This window comes from Microbacterium sp. JZ31 (assembly GCF_016805985.1).
Lineage (GTDB): Bacteria > Actinomycetota > Actinomycetes > Actinomycetales > Microbacteriaceae > Microbacterium.
Genome location: NZ_CP017661.1, coordinates 1,921,352 through 1,941,952, shown reverse-complemented (window position 1 = coordinate 1,941,952; position 20,601 = coordinate 1,921,352). Strand labels below are relative to the sequence as shown.

19 protein-coding genes are annotated in these 20,601 nt (G+C 70.0%); 13 read left to right on the top strand and 6 right to left on the bottom strand.

Features of this window, described 5'->3' with window-relative positions:
* Window positions 1-51: 51 nt before the first annotated feature.
* Genes BJP60_RS15440 through BJP60_RS09310 form a run of 4 tightly spaced genes read left to right on the top strand, consistent with a single transcriptional unit; the run spans window position 52 to window position 4,520 of the window.
* Window positions 52-1,575 (top strand): hypothetical protein, encoded by a 1,524-nt coding sequence (locus BJP60_RS15440; RefSeq protein WP_261345578.1) that lies wholly within the window; start codon window positions 52-54, stop codon window positions 1,573-1,575.
* 41 nt (window positions 1,576-1,616) lie between these two features.
* Entirely contained in the window at window positions 1,617-2,954 is a 1,338-nt protein-coding gene (gene hisD / locus BJP60_RS09320) for a histidinol dehydrogenase (protein WP_203135509.1), read from the top strand.
* A gap of 11 nt (window positions 2,955-2,965) precedes the next feature.
* On the top strand, window positions 2,966-3,460 hold the full coding sequence (gene nrdR, locus BJP60_RS09315) for a transcriptional regulator NrdR (protein ID WP_203135508.1): 495 nt from the start codon (window positions 2,966-2,968) through the stop codon (window positions 3,458-3,460).
* Between the two features lie 28 nt (window positions 3,461-3,488).
* Window positions 3,489-4,520 (top strand): quinone-dependent dihydroorotate dehydrogenase, encoded by a 1,032-nt coding sequence (locus tag BJP60_RS09310; RefSeq protein ID WP_203135507.1) that lies wholly within the window; start codon window positions 3,489-3,491, stop codon window positions 4,518-4,520.
* Between the two features lie 77 nt (window positions 4,521-4,597).
* On the opposite strand, the gene BJP60_RS09305 is transcribed toward BJP60_RS09310, so the two are convergent.
* Complete coding sequence (locus BJP60_RS09305; protein ID WP_203135506.1) at window positions 4,598-5,188, bottom strand: DUF3043 domain-containing protein; 591 nt, start codon at window positions 5,186-5,188, stop codon at window positions 4,598-4,600.
* A gap of 67 nt (window positions 5,189-5,255) precedes the next feature.
* On the opposite strand from BJP60_RS09305, the gene BJP60_RS09300 reads away from it, so the two are divergent.
* The 6 genes from BJP60_RS09300 to BJP60_RS09275 all read left to right on the top strand — a co-directional run bounded on the left by BJP60_RS09300 (window position 5,256) and on the right by BJP60_RS09275 (window position 11,808).
* Complete coding sequence (locus tag BJP60_RS09300; RefSeq protein ID WP_203135505.1) at window positions 5,256-6,650, top strand: dipeptidase; 1,395 nt, start codon at window positions 5,256-5,258, stop codon at window positions 6,648-6,650.
* A gap of 67 nt (window positions 6,651-6,717) precedes the next feature.
* Entirely contained in the window at window positions 6,718-7,089 is a 372-nt protein-coding gene (erpA, locus tag BJP60_RS09295) for an iron-sulfur cluster insertion protein ErpA (protein ID WP_203135504.1), read from the top strand.
* A 182-nt stretch (window positions 7,090-7,271) separates the two neighbouring features.
* The gene (gene ctaC / locus BJP60_RS09290) at window positions 7,272-8,195 is read left to right on the top strand and encodes an aa3-type cytochrome oxidase subunit II (protein ID WP_203135503.1); all 924 of its coding nucleotides are present in this window, start codon (window positions 7,272-7,274) and stop codon (window positions 8,193-8,195) included.
* Window positions 8,195-9,940 carry an aa3-type cytochrome oxidase subunit I gene (ctaD, locus tag BJP60_RS09285; protein WP_203135502.1) on the top strand — a complete coding sequence of 582 codons (1,746 nt, stop codon included), beginning with the start codon at window positions 8,195-8,197 and terminating at the stop codon, window positions 9,938-9,940. The genes ctaC and ctaD overlap by 1 nt, the downstream gene beginning before the upstream one ends.
* The gene (ctaF, locus tag BJP60_RS09280) at window positions 9,940-10,377 is read left to right on the top strand and encodes an aa3-type cytochrome oxidase subunit IV (RefSeq protein ID WP_203135501.1); all 438 of its coding nucleotides are present in this window, start codon (window positions 9,940-9,942) and stop codon (window positions 10,375-10,377) included. Before ctaD ends, ctaF begins: the two co-directional genes overlap by 1 nt.
* 576 nt (window positions 10,378-10,953) lie before the next feature.
* Window positions 10,954-11,808 (top strand): endonuclease domain-containing protein, encoded by an 855-nt coding sequence (locus BJP60_RS09275; protein ID WP_238439645.1) that lies wholly within the window; start codon window positions 10,954-10,956, stop codon window positions 11,806-11,808.
* 122 nt (window positions 11,809-11,930) lie between these two features.
* On the opposite strand, the gene qcrB is transcribed toward BJP60_RS09275, so the two are convergent.
* From qcrB to ctaE, 4 genes are all read right to left on the bottom strand, one after another.
* Window positions 11,931-13,607: a cytochrome bc1 complex cytochrome b subunit gene (gene qcrB / locus BJP60_RS09270; RefSeq protein ID WP_203135500.1), complete on the bottom strand. Its 1,677-nt coding sequence runs from the start codon at window positions 13,605-13,607 to the stop codon at window positions 11,931-11,933.
* A complete protein-coding gene (qcrA, locus tag BJP60_RS09265) occupies window positions 13,607-14,680 on the bottom strand; it encodes a cytochrome bc1 complex Rieske iron-sulfur subunit (RefSeq protein ID WP_203139168.1) in 1,074 nt (357 codons plus the stop codon). Before qcrA ends, qcrB begins: the two co-directional genes overlap by 1 nt.
* 64 nt (window positions 14,681-14,744) lie before the next feature.
* Window positions 14,745-15,545: a cytochrome bc1 complex diheme cytochrome c subunit gene (gene qcrC, locus BJP60_RS09260; protein ID WP_203135499.1), complete on the bottom strand. Its 801-nt coding sequence runs from the start codon at window positions 15,543-15,545 to the stop codon at window positions 14,745-14,747.
* A 21-nt stretch (window positions 15,546-15,566) separates the two neighbouring features.
* Window positions 15,567-16,196 (bottom strand): aa3-type cytochrome oxidase subunit III, encoded by a 630-nt coding sequence (gene ctaE, locus BJP60_RS09255; protein ID WP_203135498.1) that lies wholly within the window; start codon window positions 16,194-16,196, stop codon window positions 15,567-15,569.
* A gap of 130 nt (window positions 16,197-16,326) precedes the next feature.
* Between ctaE and trpD the strand changes: the two genes are divergently transcribed.
* Genes trpD through BJP60_RS09240 form a run of 3 tightly spaced genes read left to right on the top strand, consistent with a single transcriptional unit; the run spans window position 16,327 to window position 19,629 of the window.
* On the top strand, window positions 16,327-17,397 hold the full coding sequence (gene trpD / locus BJP60_RS09250) for an anthranilate phosphoribosyltransferase (RefSeq protein WP_203135497.1): 1,071 nt from the start codon (window positions 16,327-16,329) through the stop codon (window positions 17,395-17,397).
* A 25-nt stretch (window positions 17,398-17,422) separates the two neighbouring features.
* Window positions 17,423-18,415, top strand: a complete 993-nt coding sequence (locus BJP60_RS09245; RefSeq protein WP_203135496.1) for a PHP domain-containing protein — start codon at window positions 17,423-17,425, stop codon at window positions 18,413-18,415.
* Window positions 18,373-19,629, top strand: a complete 1,257-nt coding sequence (locus BJP60_RS09240) for an MFS transporter (RefSeq protein ID WP_203135495.1) — start codon at window positions 18,373-18,375, stop codon at window positions 19,627-19,629. The genes BJP60_RS09245 and BJP60_RS09240 overlap by 43 nt, the downstream gene beginning before the upstream one ends.
* A 37-nt stretch (window positions 19,630-19,666) precedes the next feature.
* On the opposite strand, the gene BJP60_RS09235 is transcribed toward BJP60_RS09240, so the two are convergent.
* On the bottom strand, window positions 19,667-20,596 hold the full coding sequence (locus BJP60_RS09235; protein WP_203135494.1) for a 5'-3' exonuclease: 930 nt from the start codon (window positions 20,594-20,596) through the stop codon (window positions 19,667-19,669).
* Window positions 20,597-20,601 lie beyond the last annotated feature (5 nt).

Genomic DNA, 20,601 nt, shown 5'->3' with positions numbered 1-20,601 from the left:
CGCGTCGGTAGGATCGACCGCATCCCGCGCCATGTCTTCGAGAGGATCAGCGTGACCGATCAGCACCCGGCCACTCCGCCGGCTCCCGAGCAGCCCGCTCCCGCTTCCGGCGGCGCGGGGAACCCTGCCGCCGACGTGGCGACGGGCATGCCCGGCACGCGCGAGACCGGCGCGCCGGTGCACGGCGTGGGGCCGTTGACGATCCGCGAGGCGATCCTCGTCGCGCTCGCGGGGCTGATCCTGCTCGTGTCGTTCTTCTCCATGTACGACCTCCGGGATTACGCCTCGATCTGGGGCGCCTCGCTCGACTGGGTGCTGGGCGTCGCGCTGCCGGTCGCGGCGGGCGTGCTGCTCGTGATCCGCCGGCTGTCTCCGGCCGCGCGGGTGCGCGTCGGGTCCCTCTCCGTCGACCAGTTCGCATCGGTCGCCTTCTCGGTCGCCGCCGTGCTGTGGCTCAGCCGGCTCGGCTACGGCGTGCAGAACGTTATCGCCGAGTTCCCGTTCAGCCTCACCGCCGTGGTCTGGCTCGAGCTGCTGCTGACCGTGGCGGGCGTGTTCTTCACGGTCGTGGCGCCGTACGTCGCGCCGTTCAAGGACGACTTCGCGGGCCGCGCCGACACGGTCGCGCATCCCGTGGCCCGGTCGCCGCGTCCGGTCGCGCAGAGGCCGCGTCCCGAGCGCCAGCCGGCTCCTCAGGCGTGGTCGCATCCGCAGGGCCAGGCGCCCTATGGGCAGCAGTATCCGCCGCAAGCCCAGGGCTACGGCCAGGCGCAGTACGGCCAGGCGCAGTACGGCCAGCCGCAGTACGGCCAGCCCGGTCAGGCCTCGCCGTGGGGTCAGCCGGGTCAGGCGCCGCAGTGGGGTCAGCCCGCGCACGGGCAGCAGCAGTGGGGGCAGCCGGGCTACGCCCCGCAGTGGGGGCAGCCCGCCTCTGGCCAGCAGCACGGCCACGCCCCGTACGGGCAGCCGCCGCAGTACGGGCAGCCGCAGTTCCCGCCTCCGGGCCAGGCCCCGTACGGGCAGCCGGCCTACGGGCAGCAGTTCCCGCTCGCGCCACAGGAGCCGGCGCACGCAGGGGAGCCGGCACACGATGAGGCGGTCGCCGAGCCACCGGTCGCCGAGCCACCGTTCACGACCGAGACCGAGGCGATCGCCGAACAGGTCGTCGAGCGCCACGCGGTCGACGACTCCCCGGCGCCGCGCCACGACGCCGCTCCGACCGCGCAGAGCGCCGAGGACGACGTCGCGACGAGCGTGCACCCGATCCTGTCGGATGATGAGCCGGTCACGCGACCCGAGCCCGTGGCGCAGGATGAGCCGATCACGCAGCCGGAGCCCGTGTGGCAGGACGAACTCGTGACGCAGCCGGATCCCGCAGCTCCCGCGCCGCAGGCGTTCTGGGCCCTCGTGCCGGAGGAGCGCGACATCGTCGACGCCTACGGCACGCCGATGTTCCGGATCGGTCCGACCGCGTGGGCGCTCGTGATCGAGGATCGCGGCGACTCGTTCGTGGTGCGCCACGACGACGGTCGCATCGGCTTCCTCCACGACGTCTCGGGGATCACGCGCGGCTGACACCGAGCATCACCCGAGGGTGCGGCTGACAGAATAGAGGGATGCGCACCATCGATCTCCGCGGACGTTCGCTCCGTCCCGCGGAACTGCTCGCCGTCGTCCCTCGCGCCGCAGAGGCCCGGGCCGTGGCGCTGCATGTCGCGGCGGAGATCGTCGAGGACGTGCGCGTGCGCGGTGAGGAGGCGCTGCGCGAGCAGTCCGAGCGCTTCGACGGCGTGACGGGTCACGCCGTGCGCGTGCCCGCCGGGCACATCGCCGACGCGCTCGCGTCGCTCGATCCGGACGTCCGTGGCGCGCTCGAGGAGGCGATCCGGCGCGTGCGCGAGGCATCCGCCGCGCAGATCCCCGCCCCGCAGGTCACCGAGCTCGGTCCCGGCGCCCGCGTCACGCAGCGCTGGCAGCCGGTGTCCCGCGTAGGCGTCTACGTGCCGGGAGGCAAGGCCGTCTACCCCTCCAGCGTCGTGATGAACGTCGTGCCCGCGCAGGTCGCGGGGGTCGGCAGCGTCGCGCTCGCCTCGCCCGCGCAGCGCGACCAGGACGGCAGGGTCCACCCGACGATCCTCGCCGCCGCGGGACTGCTCGGCGTCGACGAGGTCTACGCGATGGGCGGAGCAGGCGCGATCGGCGCACTGGCGCACGGCGTCGCCTCGCTGGACCTCGACCCGGTCGACGTCGTGTCGGGGCCGGGCAACAACTTCGTCGCCGCCGCCAAGCGCGCGGTCGCCGGCGTGGTGGGCACCGACTCCGAGGCCGGCGCGACCGAGATCCTGGTCATCGCGGACGACACCGCCGACCCGCGCCTCGTCGCCTTCGACCTCGTCAGCCAGGCCGAGCACGACGAGCAGGCCTCCGCGGTGCTCGTGACGCCGTCGGCGAGGCTCGCGCAGGCCGTCGCGGACGAGGTGGCGCAGGTCGCCCGCGCCACGCGGCACCGCGAGCGCGTCGCCGCCGCGCTGGCGGGGGAGCAGTCGGCGATCGTGCTCGTCGACGACCTCGCCGCCGCCGAGGCGTTCAGCAACGCGTACGCGCCCGAGCACCTCGAGGTCCACGTCGCGGATGCGGCCGCCTCGGCCGCGCGCTGCACGAGCGCCGGTGCGGTGTTCGTGGGCTCATACGCGCCCGTGAGCCTCGGCGACTACCTCGCCGGGTCCAACCACGTGCTGCCGACCGGGGGACAGGCGCGCTACGCGGCCGGCCTCGGCTCTCACACGTTCCTGCGCCCGCAGCAGGTCATCGAGTACGACCGTGCGGCGCTGGCCGAGGTGCGGGGCGGGATCGTGGCGCTCGCGGAGGCGGAGGCGCTTCCCGCGCACGGCGAGGCGATCACGGCGCGGTTCGCCGACGCCAGCGACCAGGATCTCCCGGGTTCCGCCGCGTAGGCTGTCGCGCTATGCACTGCCCCTTCTGCCGCCACGGCGACTCCCGCGTCATCGATTCCCGCACGAGTGACGACGGCCTCTCGATCAGGCGACGTCGGCAGTGCCCGCAGTGCGGCGGCCGATTCTCGACGATCGAGACCGCGAGCCTGAACGTCATCAAGCGCTCGGGCGCGGTCGAGCCGTTCAGTCGCGACAAGGTCATCTCCGGCGTGCGCAAGGCCTGCCAGGGGCGTCCCGTCACGGATGCGGATCTCGCGATCCTCGCCCAGCGCGTCGAGGAGGCCGTGCGGCAGACCGGCCTCAGCCAGATCGACGCGAACGAGATCGGCCTGGCCATCCTGGGTCCGCTGCGCGAGCTCGACGAGGTCGCCTACCTGCGCTTCGCGAGCGTCTACCAGGCCTTCGAGTCGCTCGAGGACTTCGAGGCGTCGATCGCAGAGCTGCGCGCCGACCACGCGCGCGCTTCGCTCGCCGACGCCGCGGCCGGCGCCGACGAGTCGGACTGACGCCCGACCGACCGATAGCCTGGAGCGGATGTATCCCCTCCTCTTCCGGCACGTCCTGGCGCGCTTCGACCCCGAGACCGCGCACCACCTCGGCATGGCGGCCATCCGCGCCGCCGGCGTCGCCCCGGTCGCGGCGGTGCTGCGCCGCTTCACCCGCCCGGCGTCCGCGCTCTCGGTCGAGGCGCTGGGACGCGTGTTCCCCTCGCCGTTCGGCGTCGCCGCCGGCTTCGACAAGAACGCCGTGGGCGTGCGCGGGCTGGATGCCCTCGGCTTCGGACACGTCGAGATCGGCACCGTGACGGCGATCCCGCAGGAGGGCAACCCCAGGCCGCGTCTGTTCCGCCTGATCGCCGATCGGGCGGTCATCAACCGGATGGGCTTCAACAACCGCGGCGCCGAGGCCGCTGCGCGCCGCCTCGCGCGCCTGCGCCGCCGCGGCGCGGTGGTGGGCGCGAACATCGGCAAGAGCCGTGTCGTGGACGTCGCCGAAGCGACGGCCGACTACGTCACGAGCGCCCGCATGCTGGCGCCCCTGTCCGACTACCTCGCCGTGAACGTGTCGTCGCCGAACACGCCCGGCCTGCGCGGGCTGCAGGCCGTCGCGACGCTCTCACCCCTGCTCCGCGCGGTGCGCGACGCGGCCGGCGCCACGCCCGTCCTGGTCAAGATCGCCCCGGATCTGCCCGATGACGAGATCGCCGCGATCGCGCGCCTCGCGGTCGAGGAGGGCCTCGCCGGGATCATCGCGACGAACACCACGATCTCCCGTGAAGGCCTGCGGGCCGACGCGGCCGAGGTCGAGGCCATGGGCGCCGGCGGGCTGTCGGGTGCGCCGCTGAAGGCGCGCGCGCTCGACGTGCTGCGCACGGTGCGCGCCGCGGTTCCCGACCACTTCTGCGTGATCTCGGTCGGGGGAGTGGAGACGGCCGAGGACGTGCAGCAGCGCCTCGACGACGGCGCGACGCTCGTGCAGGGCTACACCGCGTTCCTCTACCGCGGACCGCTGTGGGCGTGTGAGATCAACCGCGGCCTGGTGGCGCTGCGCGCCGGCCGGCGCTGACCGCTCGCGTCATCCGATACGTCGAACGCCCCCGGCCCGGAAGGGCTCGGGGGCGTTCGATGTTGGAGCGGGAGGGATCAGGCGGGGTACTGGCCGCGCTTGACCTGCGCCTTGGGCAGGCGCATGAAGCGCATCTGCACCGAGCGCATCGCCGAGTACCAGCCCAGGCCCTTCTCGAGCTTGTCCTTGCCGAACTTCGCCGCGGCCTTCCGCTTCACGGTGCGCGACAGGATGATCATGTCTCCGACGACGAAGAAGATGAACACCCACAGCGCGACGAACGACCAGTACTGGAAGAAGTCCAGCGGGATGAAGGTCATGATGATCACGAGCACCATGGCGGGCATCAGGAACTCGCCCAGGTGCCATCCGGCGTCGGTGTAGTCGCGTGCGAAGCGCTTCTGCGGGCCCTTGTCGCGGACCGGCAGGAACTTCTCCTCGCCGTTGGCCATGCCGACGCGTGCACGGTCCTGACGCTCACGCAGCTCCGCGCGGGCGCGGGCCTTCGCCTCCTTGGTGTTCGCGACGAGCGGGCGCCTGTTGGCGGCCTCGCGCTCGGCGCGGGTGGGGGTCGGGCGGCCCTTGCCGGTCGCGATCTCGCCGATCACCTCTCCGTTGAGGACCGATCCCTGGGAGGCGCCATCGTTGACGGGCGGGGTCTTGCTCACAGTTGCACCTCTGATTCGTCCCGGCGGACGCCGGGATCACGTGTGGGGTCGACCTAAGATTACCCGCATGACTTCGGTGCCTCCTGTGGATCAGTCGTTGCGCGATGCGGCGGAAGGAGGCATCCCGTCGGCCCTCGCGGATCTCGGGCGGCTCGTGCGCATCCCCGGCATCGCGTGGCCCGCTTTCGACCAGGAGCAGCTGCAGCGGAGCGCGCGCGAGGTCGCGAAGCTCGCGGAGGGCACGGGCGTGTTCGACGAGGTGCGCATCCTGACGGCGCAGATCCCCGGCACGGATGAGCACGGCCAGCCCGCGATCCTCGCCACGCGCGCGGCTCGCAACGGCCGGCCCACCGTGATGCTCTACGCACACCACGACGTCCAGCCCCCGGGCGACGAGGCGCTGTGGGAGACGCCGCCGTTCGAGCCCACGGTGCGGGACGGCCGTCTGTACGGCCGCGGCGCCGCCGACGACAAGGCGGGCGTGATGGCCCACATCGCGTCGCTGCGCGCGCTGCGAGAGGTGGCCGGTGACGACCTCGATCTCGGCATCGTGCTGTTCATCGAGGGCGAGGAGGAGTTCGGCTCCCGCTCGTTCGGGCAGTTCCTCTCCGACAACGCGGACGCCATGCGCAGCGACGTCATCGTCGTGGCCGACTCGGGCAACTGGGACTCCGAGACGCCGGCCGTCACGGTGTCGCTGCGCGGCAACGCGAAGTTCCACCTCACGGTTCGCACCCTCGAGCACGCCTCGCACTCGGGGATGTTCGGGGGAGCGGTGCCGGACGCCATGCTCGCCACGATCAAGCTGCTGTCGACGCTGTGGACCGACACGGGTGCCGTGGCGGTCGAGGGGCTCACGGTGCGCGAGGCCGAGACGCCGGAGTACAGCGAGGCGACGCTGCGCGAGGAGGCCGGTCTGCCCGACGGCGTCCAGCCCATCGGCGAGGGCACCATCCTGTCGCGCATCTGGAACAAGCCGTCGATCACCGTGACCGGCATCGACTTCACGAGCGTCGCGGCCGCGTCGAACACCCTGTCGCCCGAGGTGACCGTGGTGGTCAGCGCGCGCGTCGCGCCCGGGCAGGACGCGCGCGAGGCCTACGCCGCGATCGAGCGGCACCTGCGCGCGCACGCGCCGTTCGGGGCCGAGCTGTCGTTCAGCGACATCGACCTGGGCGACGGCTTCCTCGTGGACACGAGCGGATGGGCCGTCGCCGAGGCGCGGGCGGCGATGCGCGACGGCTACCGCAAGGACGCCGTCGACCTCGGTGTCGGCGGATCCATCCCCTTCATCGCGGATCTCGTCCGCCAGTTCCCCGGCGCGCAGATCCTGGTGACGGGCGTCGAGGACCCGCATGCGCGCGCCCACAGCCCGAACGAGTCGCTGCACCTCGAGACGTTCCGCAACGCCGTGCGCTCAGAGACGCTCCTGCTAGGACGCCTGAACGCGCGCGACGCCTGATTCGGGCCGTCTCCCATTCCGCCGCGATAGAATGGCGGCACTGGACCGCACCCCCGTAAGGAGCGTCATGACCGACACGACCATCGCCGACACCTCCGTCGCCGACACGCGCGCTCACGGCGTGAGCCTCACGGACGCCGCGGCGACCAAGGTGAAGAACCTGCTCGAGCAGGAGGGCCGCGACGACCTGCGCCTGCGCGTCGCCGTGCAGCCCGGCGGCTGCTCCGGCCTGATCTACCAGCTCTACTTCGACGAGCGCTACCTCGAGGGCGACGAGACCGTCGACTTCGACGGCGTCGAGGTGATCGTCGACAACATGTCGATCCCGTACCTCGACGGTGCGTCGATCGACTTCAAGGACACGATCTCGGAGCAGGGCTTCACGATCGACAACCCGAACGCGTCGGGCAGCTGCGCCTGCGGCGACAGCTTCCACTGAGCCCTTCTCGAAAGAGCCCCTGGCCCGCGCGGCGAGGGGCTCTTTCGTGTGCTTCTACCACATGTCGAAGACCTCTTCTACCAGGCGTCGAAAATCTGGAATCGGCTGGGCGCCTGTCCTGAACCGGGTGAGAGGTTGCCCTAGACTGGCATGTGCCTCATCAACGTTCGAAAGGTGAATTCGTGCCGTCGAAACGCCGTCTCCGCTGGGCCGCGATCCCGGTCGCCGTCGCCGCAGCCGTGGCCCTTGCCGGATGCACTCCTCGCGAGCTGCACGGATACCTTCCCGGATTCGAGGTGGACGGCCAGGCGGCCGACCCCACGACCAACCAGGTCGAGCGCATCGCGTCGCTGTGGACCAGCTCCTGGATCGTGCTCCTCGCCGTCGGTGTCATCACCTGGGGCCTGATGCTCTGGGCGATGGTCGTGTACCGCCGCCGCAAGGGCCAGACCGGACTGCCGGTTCAGCTGCGCTACAACATGCCGATCGAGATCTTCTTCACGACGGTGCCGCTGATCCTCGTCATCGGCCTGTTCGCCTTCACGGCGCGTGACCAGGCGGAGATCGAGACGCAGTGGCCCGATCCCGACGTCGAGATCACCGCCATCGCGAAGCAGTGGGCGTGGGACTTCCAGTACAACGGCGAGGCGGAGGACCAGTCCGATGCCGTCTGGACGATGGGCATCCAGGCTCAGCCCGACGCCGACGGCAACATCGACCAGTCGCAGCTGCCGACGCTCGTGCTGCCGGTCGACCAGAAGGTGACGATCCAGCTCGAGTCGCGCGACGTCATCCACTCGTTCTGGATCATCGACTTCCTCTACAAGAAGGACATGTACCAGGGCCGCGACAACATGTGGTCGTTCACGCCGACGCGTGAGGGCACCTACGCCGGAAAGTGTGCCGAGCTCTGCGGCGAGTACCACTCGATGATGCTCTTCAACGTCGAGGTCGTCAGCCAGGACGAGTACCAGGCCTACCTGGACGAGCTCGAGGCCGCCGGCCAGACGGGCAGCATCGACGACGAGTACGACCGTCTGTCCAACGCGCCGGGAACGACCGGCGGCGGACCGGACACCAGCAATCTCGAGGGAGAGGGCCACTGATGGCGACCACACTCCAGGAGCACCCCACCACGCTCCCGCCCCGTCAGGCCGCGCTGCTCAGCACGTCGCGTACTGAGCAGAAGGGCAACATCGTGGTCAAGTGGATCACCTCCACGGACCACAAGACCATCGGGTACATGTACCTGATCGCATCGGTGCTGTTCTTCGCGATCGGCGGCGTCATGGCGCTGATCATCCGCGCCGAGCTGTTCGCGCCCGGCATGCAGATCCTGCCGACGAAGGAGCAGTACAACCAGCTGTTCACGATGCACGGCACGATCATGCTGCTGATGTTCGCGACGCCGCTGTTCGCGGGTTTCGCGAACGCGATCCTGCCGCTGCAGCTGGGTGCGCCCGACGTGGCGTTCCCGCGACTGAATGCCTTCGCGTTCTGGCTGTTCCTGTTCGGATCGACCATCGCGGTCGCCGGCTTCCTGACGCCGTCGGGCGCCGCCTCGTTCGGCTGGTTCGCGTACCAGCCGCTCGCGAACGCGACCTTCTCGCCGGGCGTCGGCGGCAACCTCTGGATGCTCGGTCTCGGCCTCTCCGGCTTCGGCACCATTCTCGGCGCGGTGAACTTCATCACCACGATCATCACGATGCGCGCCCCGGGTCTGACGATGTGGCGCATGCCGATCTTCACCTGGAACACGCTCATCACGAGCCTGCTGATCCTCGTGGCGTTCCCCGTGCTCGCCGCGGCGATCTTCGCCGCAGCCGCGGACCGGGTCCTCGGCGCCGAGATCTACAGCCCGGCCAACGGGGGCGTGCTCCTCTGGCAGCACCTGTTCTGGTTCTTCGGCCACCCCGAGGTCTACATCATCGCGCTGCCGTTCTTCGGCATCGTCTCCGAGGTGTTCCCGGTGTTCAGCCGCAAGCCGATTTTCGGCTACAAGACCCTCGTCTACGCGACCATCGCGATCGCCGCGCTGTCGGTGGCCGTGTGGGCGCACCACATGTACGTGACGGGCGCCGTGCTGCTGCCGTTCTTCGCGCTGATGACCATGCTCATCGCGGTCCCGACCGGTGTGAAGATCTTCAACTGGATCGGCACCATGTGGCGAGGATCGATCACCTTCGAGACGCCGATGATCTTCGCTCTCGGCTTCCTCGTGTCGTTCGTGTTCGGTGGTCTGACGGGCATCATCCTGTCGGCCCCGCCGCTCGACTTCCACCTGTCCGACTCGTACTTCGTCGTCGCGCACTTCCACTACGTGGTGTTCGGAACCGTCGTGTTCGCGATGTTCTCGGGCTTCTACTTCTGGTGGCCGAAGTGGACCGGCCGGATGCTCAACGAGCGCCTCGGCTATGTGCACTTCTGGATGCTGTTCATCGGCTTCCACATGACGTTCCTCATCCAGCACTGGCTGGGCGTCGACGGCATGGTGCGTCGCTACGCGGACTACTCGTACTCCGACAACTGGACCTGGGAGAACCAGCTCTCCACCGTCGGTGCGATGATCCTGGGCGCCTCGCTGCTGCCGTTCTTCCTGAACGTCTGGATCACCGCGCGCTCCGCGCCGAAGATCACCGTGAACGACCCGTGGGGCTACGGCGGATCGCTCGAGTGGGCGACGTCATGCCCGCCGCCGCGGCACAACTTCACGTCGATCCCGCGCATCCGCAGCGAGCGTCCCGCGTTCGACCTGAACCACCCCGAGGCCGGCATCCCCGTCGGCGTGGGCCCGGCGAAGGACGCGCCTGACGCCCCGGTGATCGACGCTGCGGACGGAAAGGTCAAGTAATGCGCTCCAACATCGGCATCTGGTGGCTGCTGGCGGGCTTCTTCGCCCTGATGGCGGTCGTCTACACGGCCTGGAACATCCTGGAGCGGTCCGACCAGCCCTGGACCACGGCCGTCGAGTGGGTCGGATCGACCGCGCTGCTGTTCGGCGTCTTCATGTCCGCGATGGTGGCGCTCTACATCCAGGTGGTCCACAAAGGCCAGCACGGCGTGGCGCTCCCGGAGGACCGTGACGACGCCGACATCGACGACGGCGACACCGAGCTCGGCGAGTTCAGCCCCTGGTCGTGGTGGCCGCTCGTGCTCGCGGGCTCCGCGGCGATCATGATCGTCGGACTGGCCGTCGGCCAGTTCCTCATCCCGGTCGCGCTCGGCCTGTTCGCGATCGCGATCGTGGGCTGGGTGTACGAGTACTACCGCGGCTACTTCGCCCGCTGACGCGACGCAGAACGGCCCCGGCGGACTTCGGTCCGACCGGGGCCGTTTCGCGTCTTCAGGGTGGCGCCTGGCCGGGCTTCTGCGGCGTGGGCGAGTCGGTGCTCCGACGCTGCGACGCGAGCCCGCGTGCAGGCTCTATGTGGCGGATGTGAGGCGATGCGACGCATGAGCCTGTGATCGGGCGTGTGAGCCCGTGTGCGGCCATTGGGTGGCTCGGGTCGTCTGGTGGGGGCGCGCGGGCGTCGTCGCGCGCCTCAGCGCCCGCGTGCAGGCTCGATGTGGCGGATGCCCGCTGGTGTGACGGCTGAGCCTGCGGCCGGGCGTTCGAGCCTGTGCGCGGCCGTCGCGTGGGTCTCCGCGGTCGAGGGCGAGCGCGTGCATAAGAGGGCCGCGCCGCCCGCGTGCAGGCGCGGTGTGTTGGACGGGGGCTGCTGGGAACGATGAGCCTGCGGCCGGGCGCCCGATCCTGTATGCGGCCGGGGTGAGTCGTCCACAGCGTCGACCGCGGGCAAGGATTCTCCCCACCATCCTGATCCTCGCTTCAGAAACTGCCCGATCCGGAACGCTGGGCGCGTGATGAAGCCGATGATGAGTCAGGGTGACGCGCAGCTATGGATGTGGACGACCGCGCAGCTACGGACGTCTGGGATGTCGAAGCACGACATCGCGCGAGCGGTCGGTGACGGCGGGCTGATCCGCGTGCGTCCGGGTCGGTATGTGCGGCGCGATGCGCATCCGGACGTGGCGATCGCAGCCGCGCTGTCGGGCCGTCTGACGTGCGTCTCGCTGCTTGCCAGACGGGGCGTCTTCGTACGCGAAGCTCCAGACGGCGTGCACGTGCACGTTCCGCGAACGGCGTCGCGCACGGCGGCACCGGACGGGGGAGCGCTGCACTGGCGCACGCTGATCGCGCCGGCCCCGACGCAGCTGTGTGCGGTGAGCACGCTTGACGCGCTCGTCCATGCGTGCGGGTGCCTCGAGGACGTGGATTTCGTTGCGGCCGTGGACTCCGCACTGCATCTCGGCTTGATCCGGCAGACCGACTTGGCCCGGCTCTTCGGAGCGGTTCCGGCGCGCAAGAAAGTGCTGCGGCGTCTCGTCGACGGGCGCGCGGAGTCGGGCACCGAGACGATCGTGCGCCTGCTCGCGATCCGGCTCGGCTTCCGCGTCGAAGTGCAGAAGTGGATCCCGGGCGTGGGGCGAGTGGACCTGCTGCTCGACGGCTGGCTCGTCGTCGAGTGCGACAGCAAGGCGCACCACGCGAGCTGGGAGGCGCAGCGGGAGGATCGGCGCCGCGATCAGGCGCTCGCGGCTCGCGGTTACGGCACATATCGTGCCCTCGCGGAGGACGCCCTGTTCCACCTCGAACGGATCCAATCGGCGCTCCACGGCTACCGGGCGCTCGGACGCATGCAGGCTGCGCGGGCCTGATGCAGGCTCGGCTTTCTCTTTGCGTGCCTCGCTGCACATCCAGCCTGTACCCGGACGTCGAAGCGGCGCCCCGAGAAACGACGGTGCCCCCGGTCCGAAGACCGGGGGCATTGTGAAGCAGATCAGTGCTTGTCGTGGCTCGACTCGAGCTCGCGGGGGCTCGGGCCGTACTCGTGCAGCGCGTGCTGCTGGTGGTCGACGGCCGCGTCCAGCTCCGACTGCGTGAGCGGAGCGAGGCGGTCCTCGAAGAACCAGCGCGAGAATCCGGCCCGGAGCTTCTCGCTGAGGGGGATCTTGCCCTGATTGTTCGGGCGCACGACGAGGGGAGCGTAGCTCTCGACGTCGACGAGCTTCCAACGCTCGTACTCGTTGACCGGGCGGTGCACCTCGCGGTACTCGCCACCGGGCATGCGCACGATGCGACCGGACTCGTAGCCGTGCAGCGCGATCTCACGGTCCTTCTTCTGCAGCGCGAGGCAGACGCGCTTGGTGAAGAAGTACACGATGACCGGCATCACGAACAGCGAGACCTGCAGGAAGTGGATCACGCCCTCCATGGTCAGCATGAAGTGGGTCGCGATGATGTCGGACGACGCGGCAGCCCACAGGACCGCGTAGAACACGACACCGGCGGCGCCGATCGCGGTGCGGGTCGCGGCGTTGCGCGGACGCTGCGCGATGTGGTGCTCGCGCTTGTCACCCGTGACCCATGCCTCGATGAACGGGTACACCGCCACCAGCACGATGAACAGGCCGAGCACGGCGACCGGGGCGAGGATGCCCATCGACAGGGTGAAGTTGCCCAGCTGGATGTCCCAGTTCGACGGCGCCAGGCGCAGGGCGCCGTCGGCGAAGCCGATGTACCAGTCGGGCTGCGTACCCGCCGACACCGGGGAGGGGTCGTACGGACCGTAGGCCCAGATCGGGTTGATCTGCACGAGCGAGGCGATCAGCACGATGACGCCGAACACGAGGAACAGGAAGCCGCCCATCTTGGCCATGTACACCGGCATCATCGGGTAGCCGACCACGTTGCCGTTCGTGCGGCCGGGGCCGGCGAACTGCGTGTGCTTGTTCACGATCATGAGCAGCAGGTGCACCGCGATCAGGCCGATGACCAGCAGCGGCAGGATCAGGATGTGCAGCGTGTACAGGCGGCCGACGATCGCGGTGCCGGGGAACTCGCCGCCGAACAGCAGGAACGACGTCCAGGTGCCGATGATCGGCAGACCCTTGATCATGCCGTCGATGATGCGCAGACCGTTGCCGGACAGCAGGTCGTCGGGGAGCGAGTAGCCCGTGAAGCCCTCGGCCAGGGCCAGGATGAACAGCACGAAGCCGATCACCCAGTTGAGCTCGCGCGGCTTGCGGAACGCGCCCGTGAAGAACACGCGCAGCATGTGCACGCCGATGCCGGCGATGAACACCAGGGCCGCCCAGTGGTGGATCTGACGGACGAGCAGACCGCCGCGCACGTCGAAGGAGATGCGCAGCGTCGACTCGAGGGCAGACGACATCGCGATGCCGCGCATGGGCTCGTAAGCGCCCGTGTAGTGCGTCTCCGCCATCGACGCCTGGAAGAAGAACGTCAGGAACGTGCCGGAGATCAGCACGACGACGAACGCCCACAGCGCGATCTCGCCGAGCATGAACGACCAGTGGTCGGGGAAGACCTTGCGGGCGAGTGCCTTGACGAAGCCCGAGATGCTCGTGCGCTCGTCGATGTAGTTCGCGGCGGCGCCGACGAACTTGCCGCCGAGCGGTGCCTGGGGCTTCTCAGTGACGTTGGTGGTGCTCATCAATGACGCTCCCAGAAGCTCGGGCCGACAGGTTCGTGGAAGTCGCTCTGCGCGATGAGGTAACCCTCGTCATCGACGGCGATGGGCAGCTGCGGCAGCGGACGTGCCGCGGGGCCGAAGATGACCTTGGCGTGCTCGGTGACGTCGAACTGCGACTGGTGGCACGGGCACAGCAGGTGGTGGGTCTGCTGCTCGTACAGCGCGACGGGGCAGCCGACGTGCGTGCAGACCTTGGAGTAGGCGACGATGCCGTCGTACGACCAGGACTTCTTGTCCTCCTCCTCCTTGAGCTGCTCGGGGAGCAGACGCATGAGCAGGACGATGGCCTTGGCCTTCTCCTCGAGGTAGCCGTCGCTGTGCCCGAGGTCGGTCAGGCTCTCGGGGATCACGTGCACGGCGGATCCGAGGGTGACATCCGACGCCTTGATGGGAAGGCCGTTGGGGTCGCGCACGAGGCGCTCGCCCTCCTTCCACATGGTGTGATTCAGCAGCGCGACGGGGTCGCCGGCCGTGGGGTCGTTCGGCGTGGAGTGCGGCGCGAGCCCGCGGAACAGCGCGATGCCCGGGATGACCGAGGCCGCGACGGCTGCGATCAGCGAGTTGCGGATCATCTTGCGACGTCCGAAGCCGGACTCCTCGTTGCCCAGGCGGAAGCTCTCGACAGCCGCGGCGCGCGTCTCCTCGGTGCCACGCGTGGAGTGGCGGTCCTCGACGTACTCCTTGTCGCTCATCAGCGCCTTGGACCAGTGGATGGCGCCCACGCCGATCGCGAGCAGTGCGGCGGCGATGCCGAGGCCGATCCAGAGGTTGTTGCTGCGGATCGAGGCGAGCGAGCCGTCCTCGATCGGGAACAGCATGTAGGCCGCGACAGCCCAGATGCTCGCCGCCACCGACAGGTAGAACAGCGTGTACACCGTGCGGTCGGCCGCGCGGTTGGCCTTCGGGTCCTTGTCGGTGATGCGCGCCCGGTGCGGAGGCAGACCGGGGTTCTGCACCGGATCGGCAACCGACACGGCCAGGCCGGGGGAGGGCTTGTAGGTCTCCACCTCGTGCGCGTCGCTCTCGTGCGCCATGGTGCTCCTCGTCACGTCTTCTTCGTTCGCCATGCTCAGTTCGCCGGGATCAGTTCGCCAAGGCTCAGTTGGACTTCGCCGTGATCCACACGGTGATCGCGATCAGCGCGCCGATGCCGAAGATCCACACGAACAGACCCTCCGACACGGGGCCGAGCGAGCCGATGGTGAATCCGCCGGGCGCCGGCTCGTTCTGCTGGTAGAGCAGGGCGGAGATGATGTCGCGCTTGTCCTCTTCCGTGAGGTTCATGTCGCTGAACACCGGCATGTTCTGCGGGCCGGTGACCATCGCGGCGTACATGTGCAGCGCGCTGGTGTCCATGATGTCCGGCGCGTACTTGCCCTCGGTCAGGGCACCGCCGGCCGCGGCCACGTTGTGGCACATGGCGCAGTTGATGCGGAACAGCTCGGCGCCGCGCGACACGTCGCCCTCGCCGTCGAGCACGTGCTCGTCGGGGAAGTCCGGACCCGGCGCGACGGACTGGACGTAGTCCGCCATCGCGAGGATCTGCTCCTCCGTGAACTGCACGGGCTTCTGCGGCGCCTGGACGTCCTGGCGCTGCATGGGCATGCGTCCCGTGGAGACCTGGAACTCGACCGCGAGGGCGCCGACGCCGTACAGCGACGGGCCGTTCTCGGTCCCCTGCAGATCGAGGCCGTGGCAGGTGGCGCAGTTGGCCTGGAACAGCTTCTCGCCGTCGTCGGCCGTCAGGGCCGTGTGGGCGGTCGTCTCGCTCGTCGCGGCGACCGCGGCGGACGCGCCGGCGTAGATGCCGCCGCTGATGATGAGGCCGATGCCGATGAGGGCGGCGGCTGCCAGGGGAGACCGGCGGCCGTTCGAGCGGCGCTTCTTCTCTCGTGCCATAAGGGTGATGTAGCTCCGCTCTTACTTGAGGAAGTAGATGACGAGGAACAGCGCGATCCACACGACATCGACGAAGTGCCAGTAGTACGACACGACGATGGCGGTGACGGCCTCCTTGTGACGGGCGCGCTTGACTGCGTAGAAACGGCCGATGGTCAGCAGGAACGCGACCAGTCCACCCGTCACGTGCAGGGCGTGGAAGCCCGTCGTGAGGTAGAACGCGGACGCGTAGGAGTCGGCGCTGATCGGCATGCCCTCGGCGACGAGGGTCGCGTACTCCCACACCTGGCCCGAGACGAAGAACGCGCCCAGCGCGAACGAGACCCAGAACCACGGCACGACGCCCCAGCCGATGAGCCTCTGCATCAGGGGGCTCTTGAACTTGAGGCCCTCGGCCGCGAAGACGCCCATCTGGCAGGTCACACTCGACAGCACCAGGATGATCGTGTTGACGAGCGCGAACGGGACGTTCAGCAGCTCGGTGCGGGAAGCCCACAGCTCCGGGGAGGTGCTGCGGAGCGTGAAGTAGATCGCGAAGAGGCCCGCGAAGAACATGACCTCACTGCCGAGCCAGACGATCGTGCCGACGGCGACAGGGTCGGGTCGCTTGACAGTTCTGGGTGCCGGGGCGAACGTTGCTGGTGCAGTCACCCGTCCATTATTGCCGATCCCGCACGCTGTGTTTGGCAACTTCGACGTTGCGTCGAAATTGTTTGGGCTCTGCGGGGGCTGGGGCGCACGCGTGAGATCGCCGTGAATTCGCCTGACTAGGATCGCTCGTATGGCGGAACCGACCTGGCCGGATGTGCTGACGACCGTTCTCTCCCGCGCGAACCTCAGCGTGTCGGAGGCGACGTGGGCCATGCGGCAGGTCATGGAGGGCAAGGCCACGTCCGCGCAGCTGGCCGGCTTCCTGCTGGCGCTGCGCGCGAAGGGCGAGTCGGTCGAGGAGATCATCGGCTTCCGCGATGCGATCCTCGAGGCCGCGGTGCCGCTGGACGTCGACCCCAACGTGCTCGACATCGTCGGCACGGGCGGCGACCGCTTCGGCACCGTGAACATCTCGTCGACGGCGTCCATCGTGATCGCCGCCACGGGCGTGCCGGTCGTCAAGCACGGGAACAAGGCGGCGAGTTCGCAATCCGGATCGTCGGATGTGCTGAGCGCGCTGGGCATCGACCTGCGGCTGCCTCCGGAGGCGGTGGCGGGCGTGCTCGACCGTGCGGGCATCACGTTCGCCTGGGCGGCGGCGTTCCACCCGGGCTTCCGCCACGCCGGCCAGACGCGCGCCGAGCTCGGTGTGCCCACGGTGTTCAACTTCCTCGGTCCGCTCGTGAATCCCGCGCGCGCCGAGGCGAATGCGGTGGGCGTCGCGAATCCCGATGTCGTGCCTCTCATCACGGGCGTGTTCCGGACGCGCGGCGCCACCGCGCTGGTGTTCCGCGGCGAGGACGGGCTCGACGAGCTCACGACGACCGGGTACAGCCGCATCTGGGAGATCTCGCGCGGAGACGTGCACGAGTTCGACATCCATCCGCGCGACGTGGGTCTGCCCACGGCGCAGATCGAGGACCTGCTGGGCGGATCGCCCGAGCACAACGCCGACGTGCTGCGACGCACGCTCGCGGGCGAGCGCGGCGCGGTGCGCGACATCGTGCTGCTCAACGCCGCGGCCGGCATCGTGGCGTACCGGCTGTCGCAGGATCCGACGCAGATGCATCGCGGCATGATCGAGCGCCTCCAGGAGGCGCTGACCGAGGCCGCGGCGGCCGTCGACGACGGGCGTGCGACCGAGAAGCTCGCGCAGTGGGTCGCGGCGACCCAGGCGCTCGGCGTGCAGCCCTCGGCCTGAGCCGAGGTCCGAGCGAGGGGGCGCGATGGATCCGATCGAGGCGCTGAACGAGATCGCCTACCTGCTCGAGCGCGAGCGCGCGTCGAAGTTCAAGGCCAAGGCGTTCCGCACGGCTGCCGCGACGGTCGCGGGGCTCGACGCGGCGGCCCAGCGGGACCCCGAGCGCCTGCGGCGCGCGAAGGGGATCGGCGCCTCCACGTTCGCGGTGATCGAGCAGGCGCTTGCCGGCGAGGTGCCCGACTACCTGCGCGACCTGCGCGAGCGACTGGGCGATGCGAAGCGGTCGGAGCTGCGCGGCCTGCTGCGCGGCGATCTGCACTCGCACAGCGACTGGTCGGACGGCACGACCCCGATCGACCAGATGGTGGCGGCGGCGCGCGGGCTCGGGCACGAGTACCTCGCGCTGACGGATCACTCGCCGCGGCTGCGCGTGGCGCGCGGGCTGTCTCCCGAGCGACTGCGGCAGCAACTCGAGGTGGTCGCGGGCTTCCAGACCGATGAGTTCACGCTGCTCAGCGGCATCGAGGTGGACATCCTGAGCGATGGCGGGCTCGACCAGGAGCCCGAGCTGCTCGACGAGCTCGACATCGTCGTCGCCTCGGCGCACTCCGAGCTGCGGATGGAGGCACCCGCCATGACGCGGCGCCTCGTCGCCGCGGTCTCGAACCCGCGGGTCACGGTGCTCGGCCACGTGACGGGCCGTCTGGTCACCGGATCGCGCGGCACGCGCCCGCCGTCGGAGTTCGATCCGCGCGCCGTGTTCGAGGCGTGCGCCGAGCACGGCGTCGCGGTCGAGATCAACTCCCGCCCCGAGCGAGAGGATCCGCCGGACGAGCTGATCCTGCTCGCGCTCGAGATCGGATGCCTCTTCTCGATCGACAGCGACGCCCACGCCCCGGGGCAGCTTTCGCTGCTGGACTACGGCGCCGAGCGCGCCGAGCGGCTCGGCGTGCCGGCCGAGCGGATCATCACGACGTGGCCGCTGGGCAAGCTGCGGGCCTGGGCGTGGGGCGCATGACGGCGCGCCGCGCGTTCCCCTGGCTGGTCATCGCCGGGGTGCTCGTCGCCGCGCTCAGCCTGCGCGGCCCCATCCTGTCGGTCACGCCGGTGCTGCGCGAGATCGCGCGGGACTTCTCCCTCGACGGCGCCACGGCCTCGCTCCTGACCACGCTTCCGGTGCTGACGTTCGCCGCGATGACGCCGTTCGCCGCGCTCATCGTGCGGCGCGCCGGGGCCGAGCTCGCGCTGATGACCTGCCTCGCCGCCGTCGCCGCGGGAACGCTCATCCGCGCGCTGCCCGGCTTCGGCTGGATGCTGGTCGGGATGATCGTGATCGGCGCGGGCATCACGATCGGCAACGTCGTGATCCCGGTCATCATCGGGCGGGACGTTCCGCCGCGGCACGTCGCCACCGTCACCGCGGCGTACACGGCGGCGCTGAATGCGGGATCGCTGGTGACCACGCTGACGACGGCGTCGATCGCGCAGGTCACCGGCTGGTCGCTCGCGCTGCTGCTGTGGATCGCCCTGACCGTGATGGGCATCCTGCTGTGGGCGCTGCACCTGTGGCGCGATCGGCTGCCGGGGGTGCCGTGGGACGAGCGGACCGTCGGGGAGACGCCGCTGACCACCGCGACCGTCCCGGTCGTCGTGGGCGGGGCTCCGCGCGGAGCGTTCCGGCAGCCGGTCGTGTGGCTGCTGCTGGCGACCTTCGGCTGCCAGTCCGCCGCGTACTACGGCATGTCGACGTGGCTGCCGGCCATCCTGGGCGACCTCATCGGAGCGGACGTCGCGGTCGCGGGCGCGCTCGCCTCGCTCTTCCAGGGCGTCGCGATCGTGGGGCCGTTCGTCGTGCCGGTGCTCGCTCGGCGCCTGCCGCTGGCGGTGCCGGCGGTGCTGATCGCGGTGTGCTGGCTGAGCTTCGCGGGCGGCATGCTTCTGGCGCCGGAGCTGTTCGTGCTCTGGATCGTCCTCGGCGGCATCGCGCACTCGGGCGGCTTCGTGGTGATCTTCACCGTGATGGTGGGGGTGTCGCGATCGGCGGCCGAGACCGCCACGATGTCGGCGGTGGTGCAGGGCGGAGCGTACGTCGCCGGGGCCGCGAGCGCGCCGCTGATCGGCGCGCTGCACGACGCGACCGGGGCGTGGAGCGTACCGCTGTCGGTCGTCGTCGCTCTGACGGTGGGCTTCTCGGTCTGCCTGCTCAGCGCCGTGTCCCGCGTGCGCCGCTGAAGGCGGCGCGGGCTCGTCGCCGCGTCTCGGCCCGGCGTTACGCGCGCGGGGCCGCGAGGGCGGCGAGCACCCGCTCCATCGACGTGTTGAGGCTCCAGCGTCCGGCGAAGTCCATCGCGCGCGCGGTCGCGTCCTCGTCGGGGCGGGGAAGCGTGGTGTCGAAGTCGCCGAGATCGAGGTCGGTCGCGACCGCGACGACCTTCGGTGCGACGTCGAGGTAGTCGGCCGCGGCGGCGAACTTCGTGCGCACACCGGCCGACATGCCCTCGCCGGCCTCCGCGGCCGCGCGGATCCGGGTGAGGTCGCCGTGCGTGGCCAGCAGCGACGCGGCGGTCTTCTCGCCCACGCCCTTGACGCCCGGCAGCCCGTCGGAGGAGTCGCCGCGCAGGGTCGCGTAGTCGGCGTACTGGGCCGCGTGCACGCCGTACTTGGCGACGACGACCTCGTCCGTGACGACCTCGAGGTTGCTCATGCCGCGCGCGGTGTAGATGACGCGGACGTCGCGCGCGTCGTCGACGAGCTGGAACAGGTCGCGGTCGCCGGTGACGATGTCGACCGGCTGGGTCGCGCGCGTCGCGAGCGTGCCGATCACGTCGTCGGCCTCGTGCTGCGCGGCCCCGACGGTCGCGATCCCGAGCGTCGCCAGCGCCTCCCGGATCACGGGCACCTGCGCCTCGAGCGGATCCGGCACCTCCTCGACGTCGGGGCCGGCCGCGACGACCTCGACCACGCGGTGCGCCTTGTACGACGGGATCAGGTCGACGCGCCACTGCGGCCGCCAGTCGTCGTCCCAGCACGCGACCATGTGCGTCGGCTCGTACGTCGTGACGAGCTTGGCGATGATGTCGAGCAGCCCCCGCACGGCATTCACGGGCGTGCCGTCGGCGGATCGCACGGTGTCGGGGACGCCGTAGAAGGCCCGGAAGTACAGGCTGGCGGTGTCGAGCAGCATCAGGCGCGAGGTCACGAGGT